This is a genomic window from Alteromonas sp. KUL42, assembly GCF_006538325.1.
Taxonomy (GTDB): domain Bacteria; phylum Pseudomonadota; class Gammaproteobacteria; order Enterobacterales; family Alteromonadaceae; genus Alteromonas.
On record NZ_BJKK01000007.1, the window covers coordinates 198,351 to 213,510 of the forward strand.

Annotated in this window: 19 protein-coding genes and 1 pseudogene; 8 read left to right on the top strand and 12 right to left on the bottom strand. The window is 43.8% G+C overall.

What is annotated here, in order from left to right; genetic code table 11:
• The first annotated feature begins 79 nt into the window (after positions 1 to 79).
• The gene (locus tag EYR97_RS11965; RefSeq protein WP_131094038.1) at positions 80 to 826 is read left to right on the top strand and encodes a response regulator transcription factor; all 747 of its coding nucleotides are present in this window, start codon (positions 80 to 82) and stop codon (positions 824 to 826) included.
• Between the two features lie 42 nt (positions 827 to 868).
• Here the strand turns inward: EYR97_RS11965 and mgtE are convergent, their stop codons facing one another.
• The 12 genes and pseudogenes from mgtE to EYR97_RS12025 form a co-directional block, all read right to left on the bottom strand.
• Entirely contained in the window at positions 869 to 2,227 is a 1,359-nt protein-coding gene (mgtE, locus tag EYR97_RS11970; RefSeq protein ID WP_131094039.1) for a magnesium transporter, read from the bottom strand.
• 197 nt (positions 2,228 to 2,424) lie between these two features.
• Positions 2,425 to 2,697, bottom strand: a complete 273-nt coding sequence (locus EYR97_RS11975) for an HPr family phosphocarrier protein (protein WP_131094040.1) — start codon at positions 2,695 to 2,697, stop codon at positions 2,425 to 2,427.
• A complete protein-coding gene (gene rapZ / locus EYR97_RS11980) occupies positions 2,697 to 3,542 on the bottom strand; it encodes an RNase adapter RapZ (RefSeq protein ID WP_131094041.1) in 846 nt (281 codons plus the stop codon). Before rapZ ends, EYR97_RS11975 begins: the two co-directional genes overlap by 1 nt.
• Before the next feature lie 68 nt (positions 3,543 to 3,610).
• Positions 3,611 to 4,055 (bottom strand): annotated as a pseudogene (gene ptsN / locus EYR97_RS11985) (PTS IIA-like nitrogen regulatory protein PtsN).
• A gap of 20 nt (positions 4,056 to 4,075) precedes the next feature.
• Positions 4,076 to 4,363: a ribosome hibernation promoting factor gene (gene hpf, locus EYR97_RS11990; RefSeq protein ID WP_044056088.1), complete on the bottom strand. Its 288-nt coding sequence runs from the start codon at positions 4,361 to 4,363 to the stop codon at positions 4,076 to 4,078.
• Positions 4,364 to 4,392: 29 nt separating this feature from the next.
• Positions 4,393 to 5,889, bottom strand: a complete 1,497-nt coding sequence (locus EYR97_RS11995) for an RNA polymerase factor sigma-54 (protein ID WP_131094042.1) — start codon at positions 5,887 to 5,889, stop codon at positions 4,393 to 4,395.
• A gap of 75 nt (positions 5,890 to 5,964) precedes the next feature.
• Complete coding sequence (lptB, locus tag EYR97_RS12000; RefSeq protein WP_131094043.1) at positions 5,965 to 6,690, bottom strand: LPS export ABC transporter ATP-binding protein; 726 nt, start codon at positions 6,688 to 6,690, stop codon at positions 5,965 to 5,967.
• A gap of 2 nt (positions 6,691 to 6,692) precedes the next feature.
• The gene (lptA, locus tag EYR97_RS12005; RefSeq protein ID WP_131094044.1) at positions 6,693 to 7,247 is read right to left on the bottom strand and encodes a lipopolysaccharide transport periplasmic protein LptA; all 555 of its coding nucleotides are present in this window, start codon (positions 7,245 to 7,247) and stop codon (positions 6,693 to 6,695) included.
• A complete protein-coding gene (lptC, locus tag EYR97_RS12010) occupies positions 7,216 to 7,794 on the bottom strand; it encodes an LPS export ABC transporter periplasmic protein LptC (protein WP_131094045.1) in 579 nt (192 codons plus the stop codon). The genes lptA and lptC overlap by 32 nt, the downstream gene beginning before the upstream one ends.
• On the bottom strand, positions 7,791 to 8,339 hold the full coding sequence (kdsC, locus tag EYR97_RS12015; RefSeq protein WP_131094046.1) for a 3-deoxy-manno-octulosonate-8-phosphatase KdsC: 549 nt from the start codon (positions 8,337 to 8,339) through the stop codon (positions 7,791 to 7,793). The genes lptC and kdsC overlap by 4 nt, the downstream gene beginning before the upstream one ends.
• Positions 8,340 to 9,323 carry a KpsF/GutQ family sugar-phosphate isomerase gene (locus EYR97_RS12020; RefSeq protein ID WP_131094047.1) on the bottom strand — a complete coding sequence of 328 codons (984 nt, stop codon included), beginning with the start codon at positions 9,321 to 9,323 and terminating at the stop codon, positions 8,340 to 8,342. It abuts the gene before it with no gap.
• Positions 9,323 to 10,279, bottom strand: coding sequence for a calcium/sodium antiporter (locus tag EYR97_RS12025; RefSeq protein ID WP_131094048.1), 957 nt, complete (start codon positions 10,277 to 10,279; stop codon positions 9,323 to 9,325). The genes EYR97_RS12020 and EYR97_RS12025 overlap by 1 nt, the downstream gene beginning before the upstream one ends.
• Positions 10,280 to 10,685: 406 nt before the next feature.
• Between EYR97_RS12025 and mlaF the strand changes: the two genes are divergently transcribed.
• From mlaF to murA, 7 genes are all read left to right on the top strand, one after another.
• Positions 10,686 to 11,486, top strand: coding sequence for a phospholipid ABC transporter ATP-binding protein MlaF (gene mlaF / locus EYR97_RS12030; protein WP_131094049.1), 801 nt, complete (start codon positions 10,686 to 10,688; stop codon positions 11,484 to 11,486).
• Positions 11,486 to 12,262, top strand: coding sequence for a lipid asymmetry maintenance ABC transporter permease subunit MlaE (mlaE, locus tag EYR97_RS12035; protein ID WP_131094050.1), 777 nt, complete (start codon positions 11,486 to 11,488; stop codon positions 12,260 to 12,262). Before mlaF ends, mlaE begins: the two co-directional genes overlap by 1 nt.
• A 9-nt stretch (positions 12,263 to 12,271) precedes the next feature.
• On the top strand, positions 12,272 to 12,745 hold the full coding sequence (gene mlaD / locus EYR97_RS12040; protein WP_131094051.1) for an outer membrane lipid asymmetry maintenance protein MlaD: 474 nt from the start codon (positions 12,272 to 12,274) through the stop codon (positions 12,743 to 12,745).
• Between the two features lie 176 nt (positions 12,746 to 12,921).
• Positions 12,922 to 13,554 carry a phospholipid-binding protein MlaC gene (locus EYR97_RS12045; RefSeq protein ID WP_404840965.1) on the top strand — a complete coding sequence of 211 codons (633 nt, stop codon included), beginning with the start codon at positions 12,922 to 12,924 and terminating at the stop codon, positions 13,552 to 13,554.
• The gene (locus EYR97_RS12050; protein ID WP_131094053.1) at positions 13,551 to 13,859 is read left to right on the top strand and encodes a lipid asymmetry maintenance protein MlaB; all 309 of its coding nucleotides are present in this window, start codon (positions 13,551 to 13,553) and stop codon (positions 13,857 to 13,859) included. The genes EYR97_RS12045 and EYR97_RS12050 overlap by 4 nt, the downstream gene beginning before the upstream one ends.
• A gap of 30 nt (positions 13,860 to 13,889) precedes the next feature.
• Positions 13,890 to 14,147: a BolA family protein gene (locus EYR97_RS12055; protein WP_131094054.1), complete on the top strand. Its 258-nt coding sequence runs from the start codon at positions 13,890 to 13,892 to the stop codon at positions 14,145 to 14,147.
• A gap of 12 nt (positions 14,148 to 14,159) precedes the next feature.
• Positions 14,160 to 15,160 (top strand): UDP-N-acetylglucosamine 1-carboxyvinyltransferase (gene murA / locus EYR97_RS12060; RefSeq protein ID WP_131094055.1); only part of this gene is annotated, 1,001 nt, incomplete at its 3' end.

Consider the following 15,160-nt stretch of genomic DNA (forward strand, 5'->3'; position numbering starts at 1 on the left):
TGCTTAAACAGTCACTAAAAAGGAATATTTTTGCTTAAACCTCCGGTCAACTTTATAGATGGTAGATCAGGAGGGAATTATGATCCTTGTTATAAGTAGTGCTAATCAGCTTCAACAGTTAATGACCCAATGCTTAAGTAAGCATTGCTTTTTATATGATGTGGTGTCTAATTTTGATTCGGCTGAATCTTTGCTGAGTATGCAGAGATATTCACTGATTATTGTTCAGTCTCAGGGTAAAGCTTCTTGCATTGAACGTATTACTTCGCTAATACAGCGTAATCCCGATGTGTGGATAATGGCATTAGACAGTGTGTGTAAAGACGCACAAAGCGCTGAAGTCGACGATGTAGACTACTATGACGCTGGCGTTGATGACTATCTAATGGGACCATTTAATGAACGCGTTTTTATAGCTAGAATAAAGGCTCATATGCGCAGGTGTATGCCAATACTTAGTACCTCGCGCATACAAGGAAGTGAAGCGCAGAGAATCGAAGCTGGACCTTTCAGTGTTGATTTACGTTATCACAGGGCTACTTTAAACGGGCAAACTCTCGAGTTGACTGCGCGGGAATTCAGTCTAATTGAGTATTTTTGTCGCCACCCTAATCAGGTATTTTCACGCATCCAATTACTCAGTGAAGTATGGGGGTACAATCACGAAGGTTACGAGCACACAGTGAACTCTCATATTAATCGCTTAAGAGCTAAATTAGATAGTATCAGTAGTTTTAAAAATGGCGGACAATTAGTCCAGACAGTGTGGGGAGTGGGTTACAAACTCGATGTGACCGGGCACGTTACTAGCGCCCTCAGTGCATGAAACCGAATCACTTGGTGGGCGCTTGCTAGTTGTATTGACGTTTTATACAAGAAACAGTGTTGCTGTTCCTAAGAAGGCAAAGATACCTACAACGTCAGTGATAGTAGTCAGTATAACACTACCGGCCAGCGCAGGGTCTATCTTCAGGCGTTTCATTATCATCGGTAACGTTGCACCTGCCAGAGCTGCTGCAATCATATTGATCAACATTGCAAAGGCAATGATGATGCCTAGCATGTAATCTTGTTTCCACAGTGCAATAACGGATGCTATTAATATTGCCCAAATAGCACCGTTTAAAAAACCGATAGACATTTCTTTGCTGATTAACCAGCGCGAGTTACTCGCGTTTACATGCCCTAGTGCCATACCGCGAATGACGAGTGTTAGTGTTTGGTTACCGGCTACGCCTCCCATACTTGGCACTATGGTGTTTAGAATTGCAAGTACAGCAAGTTGGCTAAGTGTGGCTTCAAACAGATCACTTACCATGGCTGCCATGAGTGCTGTAACCAAGTTCACTGCTAACCAAACCGAGCGTCGCTTTGTACTTTGCATTACTGGGGCAAAGGTATCTTCATCATCATCAAGACCGGCCATACTCATCATTGAGTGTTCGGCGTCTTCACGAATGATGTCAACCACGTCATCAATAGTAATTCTTCCCACCAGGCGATGCTTTTCATCGACAACAGGTGCTGAAAGCCAGTTATACCGTTCAAACAGGCTTGCAACTTCATCGTCGGGCATATTCACCGGAATAGCTTCAGACTCTGCGTCCATCACATCAGATACTTTTTCGTCGGTATCTGCAGTTAACAAGCGTGTTACAGGAACAATACCCACGAGATTGTCTGTTCTATTTACCACATAAAATGTGTCGGTATTTTCAGGCAATTCACCTTTTAAGCGAATGTATCGCAGTACCACATCAATGGTAACGTCTGGACGAAGCGTTATGGTGTCCGTGTTCATGATGAAGCCAGCGGTCTCTTCACCATAAGACAAGGCTTGTTCAGCTCGAACGCGGTCTTGTGCATCCATCGAGTCGAGGATGTCTTGTAACACTTGGTCAGGAAGGCTACTTAGTGTTTCTGCTAGATCATCGGTATCCATCTCCTCCAATGCGTCAACCACATTGGCGGGCAGCATTTTAGTAATAATACCGTTACGTACATCATCAGAGAGCTCTTCCAGTATGTCACCGTGAAAATCGCTATCAATGAGTTCCCACAATTCGTCACGGGTGCGACTTGGGCTTGATTCAAGAATGTGCGCTACGTCAGAGGGGGGGAGTTCAAGCAGAAGTTTACGTACAGATACGAATTGACCGTTAAGCAACGCGCCATTGAGTGCACGTAATTGAGTTTGTACGTATTTAGAAACGAGCGCTTCTGCCATAAATAGCCATTCCTAACCAAGCTAAAGAGTTGTTTTTGCTAAGCCAAAGACTCAAAGGAATTTTGCAGTAGAATATCGCATTAATAATGACACTGTCATAATAAATACGCGTATACCCTTGCTATTATGTCTAAGTGATGATTATTTGGTCAATATCAAGTGTTTGGAATGTGTGAACAAGGTGTCGACGATGCGCCTTACTCATCCTCGTTAAACTTACCTTCTATGAGTTCTTCTATGGCAGCTAATGCAGCCTGGGCATCGATGCCATTCACTAATACATCCACTTGCTCACCTTGATGACTCTCCAGCATCATTAGCCCTAAAACACTACTTGCATCAGCTTCTTTGTCGCCTTTTTTCAACACTATTTTAGCTTCAAATTGATTGGCTAACTGCACAAGTTGAGTTGCTGCTCTGGCGTGAAGACCAAGCTTATTCACAATGGTTAAGGTTTTCTTTATCGTCATTATTGGTTTAGCTCTCGATGGCGAATTTGTACATCAGGGTGAGTATCGCTAAATACTTTGGCCAAATTATTAGCAATGTAGACCGAACGATGCTGTCCACCAGTACAACCAATCGCCACCGTTACATAGCTTCTATTATTTCGCTCTAAATGCGGTAGCCAAGTTGTGATTAAGTTTTGTATTTGCCATACAAACTTAGTTACTACAGGCTGTGAACCTAAAAAAACCTCAACAGGCCCGTCTAGGCCTGTTAGCGGTTTGAGTTCGGGCTCCCAATGTGGATTGGGAAGAAAGCGGGCATCAAATACATAGTCTGCATCTTTGGGAATACCGTGCTTAAAGCCAAATGATTCAAATACTAGCACAAGCCTAGAGCTCTTTTTACCCAGAATTCGCTCGCGAATGAGTTCAGCTAATTGGTGAATGGTAAGCTTATCGGTATCGAGGTATAAATCGGCTCGTTCTACAATGGGCGCCAATAATGCAGATTCAGCCTTGATAGCCTCAGAAAGCGATTTATTCAGTTTTGCCAAGGGATGAAGGCGGCGGGTTTCACTGAAGCGCTTAACCAGTACGTCATCGCTAGCGTCAATGTAAACAATTGTCATAGACCATGAAGAAGGGAGGTAATCGAGGATCTCCACTAAATCTTCAGGGTTCTTAGGTAAATTTCGAACATCAATACTCACTGCTACCTGATCGTACTCATCGACGACCGTGTGAGTTAATGTTGGCAGTAAGTTTACAGGAATATTGTCAACGCAGTAGTAACCCAAATCTTCGAGTGCGCGAAGTGCCACTGATTTTCCCGACCCAGAGCGACCGCTGATAATGATCAGTTTCACTTAAAATCTCCCTATGTATATCGAGTTGTGGTGCGTTGTATTGTTCGGCCTTGGTGAAGTGACTGTTGCTAGGCCAAGGCACTTAAAATATCGTCACTGGTGGCGGCGCGTCTTATTGCCTTAACCGTCTCCTTATCACTAAGTTTGCCTGCTACGCTCGCTAGCGTCTGTAAATGGCCTTCTGTTTGTTCTTCGGGCACTAACAAGGCAAAGAAAATATCAACCGGTTTCTCATCTAGCGCATCAAAGTCAATTGCTGGGTTGCTAGTCACGATAATGGCCGTGAGTTTTTTCTAAGCCCGCCAGACGACCATGAGGTAGTGCAATACCATTACCAATACCTGTACTTCCCATGCGCTCTCTGGCAAGCAAGCTATTAAGTACTGTGGCTTGGTCGATATCAGCGTTATTTTTTGCAGCAATGTCGGCGATAATTTCTAAAATTCGCTTCTTACTATTGCATTGGACTGCACACTCGGTGCAGTCCAGACTTACTATGGCTTGTATATCCATACTTAATTAACTACTAGTGCCTAATGCTTTTTGAGTTTTTCCTTATGCTTGATTACTTGCCGGTCGAGTTTATCTACCATGCTATCAATCGCCGCATACATGTCGGTATTTTCTGAGGATGCGAAGACTTCAGCGCCACTTAAGTGCATTGTTGCTTCGGCTTTTTGATTTAATTTTTCAACGTTCAGGATGACATGCACATTGGAAATGTGATCAAAGTGACGTTCAAGTTTGCTGAACTTCGTATCGACATAATTACGCAAAGAGTCGGTGATTTCGACATGATGACCAGTAAGGTTGATTTGCATATTTCGTCTTCCTTATATTATGTAGTCTATTAAATAAGACTTTTTCGCTGGTTAGACGGCGGGATCGACAATGATTCCCGGTACTTTGCTATTGTCCGCCGTGCCACTTTTATACCTTGGTCGGCCAACAATGTAGCAATTTTGCTATCACTCAGTGGCTTGCTGGGCTTTTCAGCTGCCACCAGCTTTTTGATCAATGCACGAATAGCCGTTGATGAACATTCTCCGCCAGATTCTGTAGCTACGTGGCTTGAGAAAAAGTACTTCAACTCATAAATACCGCGAGGTGTGTGCATGTATTTTTGTGTTGTGACACGAGAAATAGTCGATTCGTGCATATCTACCATTTCTGCGACATCATTTAGCACCATTGGTTTCATCATTTCTGGGCCGTGCTCAAAAAATCCCATCTGTTGCTGAACAATACAGTTAGCAACTTTCATTAAGGTTTCGTTGCGTGATTCCAAGCTTTTGATGAACCACTTGGCTTCTTGCATATGTGAACGGATGAATTGAGAGTCACTACTGTTTTTTGCTCGGCGACTCATGGCTGCGTACTGCTGATTAACGCTCAACTTCGGCAGGCTATCAGGGTTCAACTCTACCACCCAACGACCATTTTTCTTGGTAACTGATACATCAGGAATAACATATTCAGGCTCTTTAGTAACTAAAGCACTACCTGGGCGAGGATTCAAGGTTTGTAGTAAACGCATTGCTTCGCGAAGCTGATCTTCTTTCAAACGGCTCTTACGCATTAGGGTGCGATAGTCTTTGCTACTCAAAAGATCAGAGTACTCAGCAATCAGTTGCTTTGCTTCAGCGAGCCAAGGGGTATCTTCAGAAAACTGGCGAAGTTGTACCATCAAACACTCTTGAGGATTTCGCGAGCCTGAACCAATTGGGTCAAACATTTGAATGCGTTTGAGGACACATTCAACTTCATCCATTTCAATGAGTTCTTCTTCATCGTCACCAATCACATCTTGCGCATTCACTGCTTCTAGAATGTCATCCAGTGACACCGTCAGATAACCAGACTCGTCAATAGAGTCGATGATAGCCATTGCTATGGCGCGGTCAGTATCTGAAAAATGGGTTAGACGCATTTGCCACAAAAGATGCTCTTGTATATCTTCTGTAGTTTCACCTTGAAAAATCTGTTCGTCATCACTTGCAGGGCCTGGCGCTGGGGCGGATGAGGCCGAGTAGTATTCATCCCACGTACTGTCTATAGGAAGCTCATCAGGAAGATCGTTTTTCTCCAGTGCATCACCGGCTTCTAACGTATCGCTTGAGGCACTAGCTGATATATCAGCTGCGCTATCGTCATTGTCGATATTGTTTTTTTCTAACTGAGGCTCGTCGTGACCTTCCTCTATCTCTAACAGTGGATTTGAGTCTAACGCTTCTTGAATTTCTTGTTGAAGATCAAGCGTAGAAAGCTGCAGCAACTTGATAGCCTGCTGAAGCTGAGGTGTCATGGTTAGTTGTTGGCTAAATTTTAGCTGTAAAGATGGTTTCATCTACGTCTTATTTAAAATGCTCTAATTGGTATATACCCAAGCAAAATTGAAAAAGTATTCATTCAGTTACTGTAACTATAGCCTGAATTGCTCACCTAGGTATACATCCCTCACTTTTTGATTACTCAAAACCTGCTGAGCAGTTCCCTGCGCAATAAGTTCGCCATGACTCACAATATACGCTTTTTCACAAACATCTAATGTTTCTCGTACGTTATGGTCGGTAATAAGTATGCCTATCCCTCTGTCTCGAAGGTGTTGAATTATCTTCTTTATATCATTAACAGATATAGGATCAACACCAGCGAAGGGCTCATCCAATAAAATAAATTGTGGTTTAGCGGCAAGTGCTCTAGCAATCTCTACACGACGGCGTTCACCACCTGACAAACTCATCCCCGTACTATTACGTATATGGTTAATATTAAATTCATCAAGTAGTGCATCGGCTTCTTCTTCTTGTTGCTGTGAATTTAAATCTTTACGGGTCTGTAAAATGGCCATGATATTTTCATGTACCGTCAGCTTTCTAAAAATGGATGCTTCTTGAGGAAGATAGCCTATTCCGCGGCGTGCGCGCTCATGCATGGGTTGATGAGTCAATTCGTTGTCATCAATTTCTATCTTGCCTTTATCTAGTGGTACTAAGCCAACTATCATGTAAAACGTAGTGGTCTTACCAGCGCCATTAGGTCCAAGTAAGCCTACTATTTGACCCGTTGAAACAGTCAAACTGACATCCCTTACGACTTGACGAGATTTATAGGCTTTAGCCAAGTTTTGTGCGCTCAGTGTTGCCATTACTATTGGTTATCCTCACGCTCTTTCTGGTCTGATTTAGATGTGTTCTTGCGAATGGTTTCAGGGGTAAATACTGTGGTTACACGTCCATCGCCGTCGCTATTTTTGCCACCTGTCGCTAATAGTTGCTCGGTGATCATGTCAAACGTAATGCTATCACCTTGTACCATGCTGGTGTCTTGCTTTAACTCTGCGCTACCTGTTAACGAAATAGTGCGGCTTTCCACCTCATAGCGAATTTCATTGGCTTTTGCAGACACTGGAGTGCCATCTTCAAGTTCTTGCGAATAGCTCGCAGGCGTTCCGCGAGCAACAAATACTTCTTTACCTTCGCCATTGCTCGCAATTACTTCAACTTCATCTGCATTGATGGTTAACGAACCTTGGATAATGCGCACATCGTCCTTAAACAGTGATTTCTTGTTTTTGCCATCAACGAACTGAGATTTAGCATCAACTTTTATAGGCTGAGAAAAATCATCTTCCGTTGCCGATACTGTAGCGCTAGCAAACACTAAAAGTAAACTAGTTGCTAGGGGAATAAGTGGTTTGTACATGATCGATAAGCTCATATTCTTGGGTGCGCAAGTTTGCATTAAACCCATTACTTTGGATGACATATTGGGTTCCGAGTATTTCTACCATTTGATCCGAGGTCATCTGCTTGGTGTCTAAATTAATTTGAATGTATTCGGTTGTAATGCTTTTGACAAAGTCATCTGCAGTTTGGTTCTCAATAACCACGCTATTCTCAAGTTGAATAAGCTCATTACGGTACAACGCACCTTCTTGCGCAGTAACAACCCACGGCGATGACGCGTTGTCGGTATAAAGTGTATATCTGGGCTTTTGAAAAAGAACAAACCCCAACTGGTCATAATGCTCCATCGATTGAGCAAATACTTTGTGGTTAAGCTGTCCGTCTTGATTGTACAATGTGGTGGTTAGGTTCTTCGCTTTATAAGCCGGTTTTAGGGCGTCTAATTCTTGTTTACTTTGTTCTACAGGAGGCTCTTCCATCCATGATGGAATGTACATCAATAGCGCTAAAATAAATAGCGCAGAAATACTCAATCCTAACCGGTTAAAGCCAAATAGGCTCATACACTGGCTCCGAATATGCCGTTAGTTATCCCTTTGGCCTGTAAAATGGTATCTGAAATCTCACGAACGGCGCCAAATCCGCCTGGTAGTGTGGTTATCCAGTTTGCTTGGCTGCACACTGCTGGGTGTGCATCGGCAACCGCAATGCGCACGTCAACACGTGAAAACATGCCTGTGTCGGGCATGTCATCTCCAACCGCTGCAACCTCATTTGAGGTTAAACCTAGTTTTGTCATAAGCGCTTCTAATGCAGCAGATTTATTTTCTTCGCCTTGAATAATATGTCCTACATGTAGTGAGGTCATTCTGTTTTCGACAATTGCAGAGCGTCGGCCGGTTATTACCGCTACGCTAACGCCATGGTTTACTAGTGCTTTTACCCCATAGCCGTCTCTTGTGTGGAACGCTTTAAGCTCTTCACCGTCATTGCCTAAATAAATTCTACCATCGGAGAATACGCCATCTACATCACACACAAGCAGTTTGATGTCTTTTAAACGAGCATACAACGTATCGTCGATTTCGGTATATAAGGTTGTAATCACTTATAAAACTCCTGCCTTCAACAGCATGTGCATATTAAATGCCCCCACGGGCTGTCCTTGGGAATTCGTAACCATAAGCGCACTAATTTTATGCGTTTCCATAATGTTTAATGCCTCAACCGCAAGTTGATCTGCAGTTGTTGTTTTTCCGCCTTTGGTCATGACGTCGTTAACGGTTGCGCTGTGAAGGTCAATTCGTGCATCTAATATGCGGCGCAAATCACCATCAGTAAAGATACCTATTAGCATATTGTCATCAGTAACAATACCCGTCATTCCAAGCCCTTTTTTGGAGATTTCGAGTAGGGCATCAGCTACGCTCGCATTGGCATTGGTCAATGGAATATCGTCGCCGCTTAGCATGATATCACTAACTTTGAGCAACAATTTACGCCCTAAGCTACCACCTGGGTGAGACAATGCAAAATCGTCAGAAGTGAAACCCTTGTGATCAAGCAGTGCTACGGCAAGCGCATCGCCCATAACAAGAGTCGCAGTAGTACTTGAGGTTGGTGCCAACCCTAATGAGCAAGCCTCTTTATCAACACTGATATTAAGGACGACATCTGCATGCTGGCCCAATGAACTGCTGGCACTGTTGGTCATGGCCACTACTTTGATACCTAACCGCTTGACTACCGGTAACAGGTTTACTAACTCGTTGGTTTCACCAGAGTTAGAAATAGCGAGAAGCACATCGCCCTTGCTCAGCATACCTAAATCGCCATGGTTCGCTTCACCAGGATGCATGAAGAAAGCGGGAGTGCCCGTACTGGCAAGGGTTGCTGCTATTTTATTGCCAATGTGACCGGATTTCCCCATGCCTGAAACGACTACTTTACCTTCGCAAGCATAAAGAATGTCACAGGCTGCAACAAACGTGTGATCTAATCGCGTTGATAGGTTAGCAATGGCTTGTGATTCTATGTCAATTACACGTTGTGCAGAGGCAATGTAATCGGCTTGTACGTTGTTCTTTGTCATTATCCAAACAGCCAAAATTGGTAGCCAATAAAACAGGCTAAAAGTAAAAATCCGTTGGTACGTGAAATAGTACGTTTACCAATTAGGTCGAAGCTAAATAAAAATAGCAGTAGGGTCAAACCTAACATGACATACATGTCACGGTTGTAAACGTCTGGGTCTAACAAACCTGGTGCGATAAGCCCTGGCATACCTAATACGGCAAGAAGATTGAATATGTTGGAGCCAATAATGTTTCCCAGTGCAAGGTCATCCTCACCCTTTAATACACCCGCGATACTCGCGGCTAATTCTGGCAAGCTGGTTCCCAATGCAATAATGGTCAATCCGATGATGAGGTCGGATATACCTAAAAAGCGTGCAATCTCCACGGCGGAGTTCACAAGAAAGTGAGCGCTTAATGGCAAAATGACCAAACCTAAACCAATCCAAAGTAGCGCTGATGTATTTGAAACGTCTTTTGGAATTTCATCTGCGGTTTCTGCTACAAGGGGGTCTTCTTTATCAACTTGCAATGATAACCACGCCATCATGGCCAGCACAAAGATGAAAAGGCCTAGCAGGATAATACCTTCATATGACTTGAGTTTACCATCGAACATAAATGCGATAGCAATTAGCGAGATGATAAGAAGTGCAGGCAGCTCCCGCTTTAAAGTGGTCGATGATACTAAAAGGGGCTTAACTAAGGCAGTGATCCCAAGCACCAATGCAATATTGGTGATATTGGAGCCTAATGCATTGCCAACGGCGGTATTCATGTTGCCGTTGGCCGATGCAATGGCTGACACCACAATTTCTGGCGCAGACGAGCCCATAGCGACAATGGTTAGACCTATCATCATTGGTGAAATGCCAATGTTTTTCGCCAGAGCGGACGCGCCATAGACAAAGCGGTCAGCACTCCAACTTAAGACGACTAATCCAATGATGAAAATGACAATGTTCAGCAGCACAACAATCTATAATAAAAAAGTATTTCAAGGGATTGTCGCAAAATCGTTGCCATTTGCCTATGGGCGTGTCGTTTTATTTTATCAGTTGCGTGGTAAAGGTGCGCGATAACAAGTCAATTATGACGTTATTCAGTTTCAGTTAATGAGATTCGGCGTAGTATTTGAACCATTCGTCTTCATCGAACATAACTTGTAACTTTTTGACTTTGGCGGGGCACTTGAAAAAGCGTACAATGCCATCAAATTACACTGCCCAGTAAACTTTTTCGATATTGTGCCTCTAAGCATAGAGAACGGACGAGTTTAGTGTTGAATATATTCAAAGAATGTTCGCTGGTAAAAAATGCAGCGAAACTTCGCAACATCAAGGGTCGGTAAGCTTACGCTACCGACATTTTAGATAAATATGGATCATCTAGTTGAAGTAGACAACCTTACCTTCAAGCGAGCCGAACGTATTATTTACGATGGCATTTCGCTGAAAGTACCAAAGGGAAAAATTACGGCTGTCATGGGACCAAGTGGTATTGGTAAAACCACACTGCTGCGTCTTATTGGCGGACAGTTAACGCCTGATGAGGGCGATGTAAGATTTGATGGGCAGTCTATTGTTTCAATGTCGAGAAAGTCGTTGTACGAAACAAGGCGCAGAATGAGCATGCTTTTTCAAAGTGGCGCATTATTTACAGACATGAGTGTTTTTGACAATGTGGCGTTTCCATTACGAGAGCATACAGAGCTATCTGAAGATATTATTGCAACGATTGTCGCTTTAAAACTGCAAGCGGTTGGCTTGCGTGGTGCGGCGCAGTTAATGCCAAGTGAGTTGTCAGGTGGTATGGCACGACGAGCAGCTCTTGCGCGCGCTATCGCACTTGATCCCGACCTAATCATGTACGATGAGCCATTTGCAGGACAAGACCCTATCTCAATGGGGGTATTGGTAAAGCTTATACGTGAACTCAATGATGCGTTAAACCTAACGAGTATTGTAGTTACTCATGATGTAACGGAAGTGCTTACTATTGCTGATTACATATACATACTCGCTGACAAGCGCGTAATTGGTGAAGGTACTGCACAGGAAATTAAAGAAAGTGATTCTGAACTCGTGCAGCAGTTCTTAAAGGGCAAGGCTGATGGTCCTGTACCTTTTCATTATCCTGCACCAGATTTGAAAGCCAGTTTTTTGGGAGCCGATAAATAATGCAGTTTTTCCAATCAGTTGGCGCTAATACTATTGGTAAAGTTACCGCTATAGGTCGTGCAGCCATCATGTTGTTCGGCGCTTTAGTGGCGATGCCTCGTCTTAAAAACGTGCCTTTAGTTATAAAACAACTTTATGTGGTAGGCGTGCAGTCATTGCTCATCATAATGGTGTCGGGGTTGTTTATCGGCATGGTTATGGCGTTGCAAGGTTATACTATTTTAGTTGGCTATGGCGCTGAAGGCAGCCTAGGCCCCATGGTTGCATTATCTCTGCTGCGTGAATTAGGACCTGTTGTGACTGCACTGTTATTTGCCGGTCGAGCAGGCTCAGCGCTAACCGCAGAAATTGGCTTAATGAAAGCCACTGAGCAGTTAAGCAGTTTAGAAATGATGGCGGTTGACCCGCTTCGTCGTATCGTTGCTCCGCGTTTTTGGGCGGGTATGTTGGCAATGCCCATGTTGGCGCTTATTTTTAGCGCCATTGGCATATTAGGCGGGCATTTGGTTGGTGTTGACTGGCTCGGCGTTGATGCCGGAAGTTACTGGTCAATAATGCAGTCTACGGTTGATTGGAACCAAGATGTTATAAACGGCGTAATTAAAAGCCTTGTTTTTGCCTTGGTTGTGACCTGGATTGCCATATTCAAAGGTTATGATTCAATCCCAACGTCGGAAGGGATCAGTAAAGCGACTACTGAAACAGTAGTCTATTCATCATTAGCAGTATTAGGGCTGGACTTCGTGCTAACCGCCCTTATGTTTGGTATCGAGTAGGGGATTGGTATGAATAAGTATAAAACGGAAGTAATGGTTGGCGTGTTTGTTATGCTCACCATCGGTGCATTGTTACTCTTGGCATTAAAAGTTGCGAATCAAACCGTCGCTACTGAAGGCGATACCTACACGCTTTACGCGAAGTTTGACAATATCGGTGGTTTAAAGCCACGCTCTGCAGTGAAAGTGGGTGGTGTAACCGTTGGGCGAGTCACTTCTATCACCCTTGACCAAGACGATTTTACACCCGTTGTTGAACTATCTATTTTGAATGAATACAACGGTTTTCCAGAAACCAGTTCGGTCTCCATTCTTACATCGGGTTTGTTGGGCGAACAATATGTTGGTTTCCAGCCGGGCTTTTCTTTCGACGGTGTAGCGAACTTACAAAACGGCGACTATTTACAAGACACTAAGTCAGCGCTGGTACTTGAAGACTTGATCGGCCAGTTCTTGTTTAATCGAGGCAATGAAGAGGATTGATCAGCGAATAAGACTGGTCAAAAAAGAAAATTAGTCGTTTGGGTGGATATAATTAGAAAGATTAGGAAGTAATGAGTAGTCAGGTGAAAGTTATTGATACAGCGTCTGGTCTGCTTTTTAAGAGATGTTATAGGAGAATTACGGTGAAGAAAATCTTAGCGACAATAGGCATTGTAATGATGTCGCTTGTAGGCGTAGCTAATGCACAAGAAGTGAATGAGCAAAACCCATACGAACTTGTTCAAAATGTAGCTAATCGCACATTTGAGCGTATTAAAGAAAATCAAGCGTCAATAAAAGCTGACCCTGAAATGCTGCGCACAATAATGGAAGAGGAACTAGTCCCTCACATCGATTATAAGTTTGCCGCGTTTATGGTGTTAGGTAAGCATTTTAAGTCCGTACCTCAAGAAAAGATGGGTGAGTACATTAGCGTGTTTCGTCAATACCTCATTACCACCTATGCGGTAGCGATGGGTTATTATGATGATCAACAAGTACTGTTTGAGCCTGAGTCTGATTTTAGCGACAAGAAGTCGGTAACAGTTCGTGCTGTTGTTCAAGACCCTAATCGTCCAGAGATTAAGATTGCGTTTAAAGTACGTAAAGACAACAAAACCAACGAATGGAAAGCATATGACATGGTGGCAGAAGGGATTAGCATGTTAAACAGCAAGCGCAGCGAGTTTGAGTCTATCCTTCGACAAGATGGAATTGATGCTGTAATTGCATTGATGAAAGATAAAATTGGTAAACCAGTTGAACTTAATCAAGATGAGACGGTTGCCGTTGAGGGAGAGGCTGAGTGAGCCTGTTCGAGGTAAACGATAAAGGGAATATTGTTGTTCACGGTCATCTCGACCGTGACACCTTGCGTAAAAACTTGTGGGAAAGCCTCAGTCAAAGTGAGCGGAACGCACTACAACAGCGCAAATCGTGCACTGTTGATTTGAGTGATGTTGAGCGTGCAGACAGCGCCGGTCTGGCGTGGCTCATAAATGCCGTTAGGGATGCCAAGCAAAATGGTGTTAGCATGATGCTTTACAAAATGCCGGAAAAGCTACACAAACTCGCAAAAATTAGCGACGCTGATAGCTTTTTACCAGTAGAATAACCCCCATTTAGCGAAAGTAAGAAGTAAGTTATGGAATTGTCGGAAATAGAAAACATATTGAAAGAAGCGTTAGATCTTCACGAAGTGCACGTAAAAGGTGAAGGTTCACATTTCAATATTATTGCCGTGAGCGATGCGTTCAATGAAATGAGCCGCGTGAAGCGTCAGCAAGCCGTATACGCGCCTTTGGCTGATAAAATTGCCGACGGTAGTATGCATGCTATCACTATTAAGACGTTCTCAGTGAAAGACTGGGAGCGCGAGCGTCAATTTCATATTCCTCAATAATAGGCGATATACGTGGATAAACTTGTAATCAAGAAGAGCCCCGCTTTGCAGGGGACAGTACGTATTTCTGGCGCTAAAAATGCGGCGTTGCCATTATTGATGACCAGCTTGTTAACTGATGCTCCTTGCCGCTATACAAATGTTCCTCGTTTGCGTGATATCAACACTACTACTTCGCTTTTGAGAGAGCTTGGTGTTGAAGTCGCTCAGCCCGCACCTAATGACATTTTAATTGATGCCAGCACGCTTGAAAGTGTGACGGCATCTTATGAATTAGTTCGCACTATGCGCGCTTCTATTTTGGTTCTTGGCCCGTTATTGGCAAAGCAAGGCAAAGCGAATGTATCACTGCCTGGTGGATGTGCAATTGGCGCTCGCCCAGTGAATTTACACCTTACTGGCCTTGAAAAAATGGGCGCCAAAATTGAGGTGGATGAAGGCTATATTCGCGCAGAAGTAGACGGGCGGCTAAAGGGCGCACGTATCTTTATGGATATGGTAAGCGTAGGGGCGACTGAAAACCTATTGATGGCTGCTGCGTTAGCTGAAGGAACGACTGTGCTTGAAAATGCCGCGCGTGAACCTGAAATTGTTGATTTGGCTAACTGTCTAATTCAAATGGGCGCAAACATCAGTGGAGCAGGTAGCGACAAGATCACCATTGAAGGGGTAGAAACCTTAAAAGGGTGTGACTACGCTGTGTTGCCTGACCGCATTGAAACCGGCACGTTCTTGGTGGCCGCCGCTGTCACAGGTGGTAAGATTCGCTGTACGCATGCAGCGCCAGATACCCTAGATGCAGTTTTAGATAAGCTCGAACAAGCCGGTGCGAAAATTACCACTGGTGAAGACTGGATTGAACTAGACATGCACGGGCAGAAGCCTAAAGCGGTGCGTGTTAAAACGGCGCCACATCCGGCTTTTCCTACCGACATGCAGGCCCAGTTTGTTACGTTAAATTGTGTTGCAGAAGGCACAGGTGTGATTACAGAAACCATTTTTGAAAATCGTTT

Coding starts and splice junctions, on each gene's coding strand:
- EYR97_RS11965 (WP_131094038.1), top strand. CDS start 80: ATGATCCTTGTTATAAGTAGTGCTAATCAGCTTCAACAGTTAATGACC.
- mgtE (WP_131094039.1), bottom strand. CDS start 2,227: ATGGCAGAAGCGCTCGTTTCTAAATACGTACAAACTCAATTACGTGCA.
- EYR97_RS11975 (WP_131094040.1), bottom strand. CDS start 2,697: ATGACGATAAAGAAAACCTTAACCATTGTGAATAAGCTTGGTCTTCAC.
- hpf (WP_044056088.1), bottom strand. CDS start 4,363: ATGCAAATCAACCTTACTGGTCATCATGTCGAAATCACCGACTCTTTG.
- EYR97_RS11995 (WP_131094042.1), bottom strand. CDS start 5,889: ATGAAACCATCTTTACAGCTAAAATTTAGCCAACAACTAACCATGACA.
- lptB (WP_131094043.1), bottom strand. CDS start 6,690: ATGGCAACACTGAGCGCACAAAACTTGGCTAAAGCCTATAAATCTCGT.
- lptA (WP_131094044.1), bottom strand. CDS start 7,247: ATGTACAAACCACTTATTCCCCTAGCAACTAGTTTACTTTTAGTGTTT.
- lptC (WP_131094045.1), bottom strand. CDS start 7,794: ATGAGCCTATTTGGCTTTAACCGGTTAGGATTGAGTATTTCTGCGCTA.
- EYR97_RS12020 (WP_131094047.1), bottom strand. CDS start 9,323: ATGACAAAGAACAACGTACAAGCCGATTACATTGCCTCTGCACAACGT.
- mlaF (WP_131094049.1), top strand. CDS start 10,686: ATGGATCATCTAGTTGAAGTAGACAACCTTACCTTCAAGCGAGCCGAA.
- mlaE (WP_131094050.1), top strand. CDS start 11,486: ATGCAGTTTTTCCAATCAGTTGGCGCTAATACTATTGGTAAAGTTACC.
- mlaD (WP_131094051.1), top strand. CDS start 12,272: ATGAATAAGTATAAAACGGAAGTAATGGTTGGCGTGTTTGTTATGCTC.
- EYR97_RS12045 (WP_404840965.1), top strand. CDS start 12,922: ATGATGTCGCTTGTAGGCGTAGCTAATGCACAAGAAGTGAATGAGCAA.
- EYR97_RS12055 (WP_131094054.1), top strand. CDS start 13,890: ATGGAATTGTCGGAAATAGAAAACATATTGAAAGAAGCGTTAGATCTT.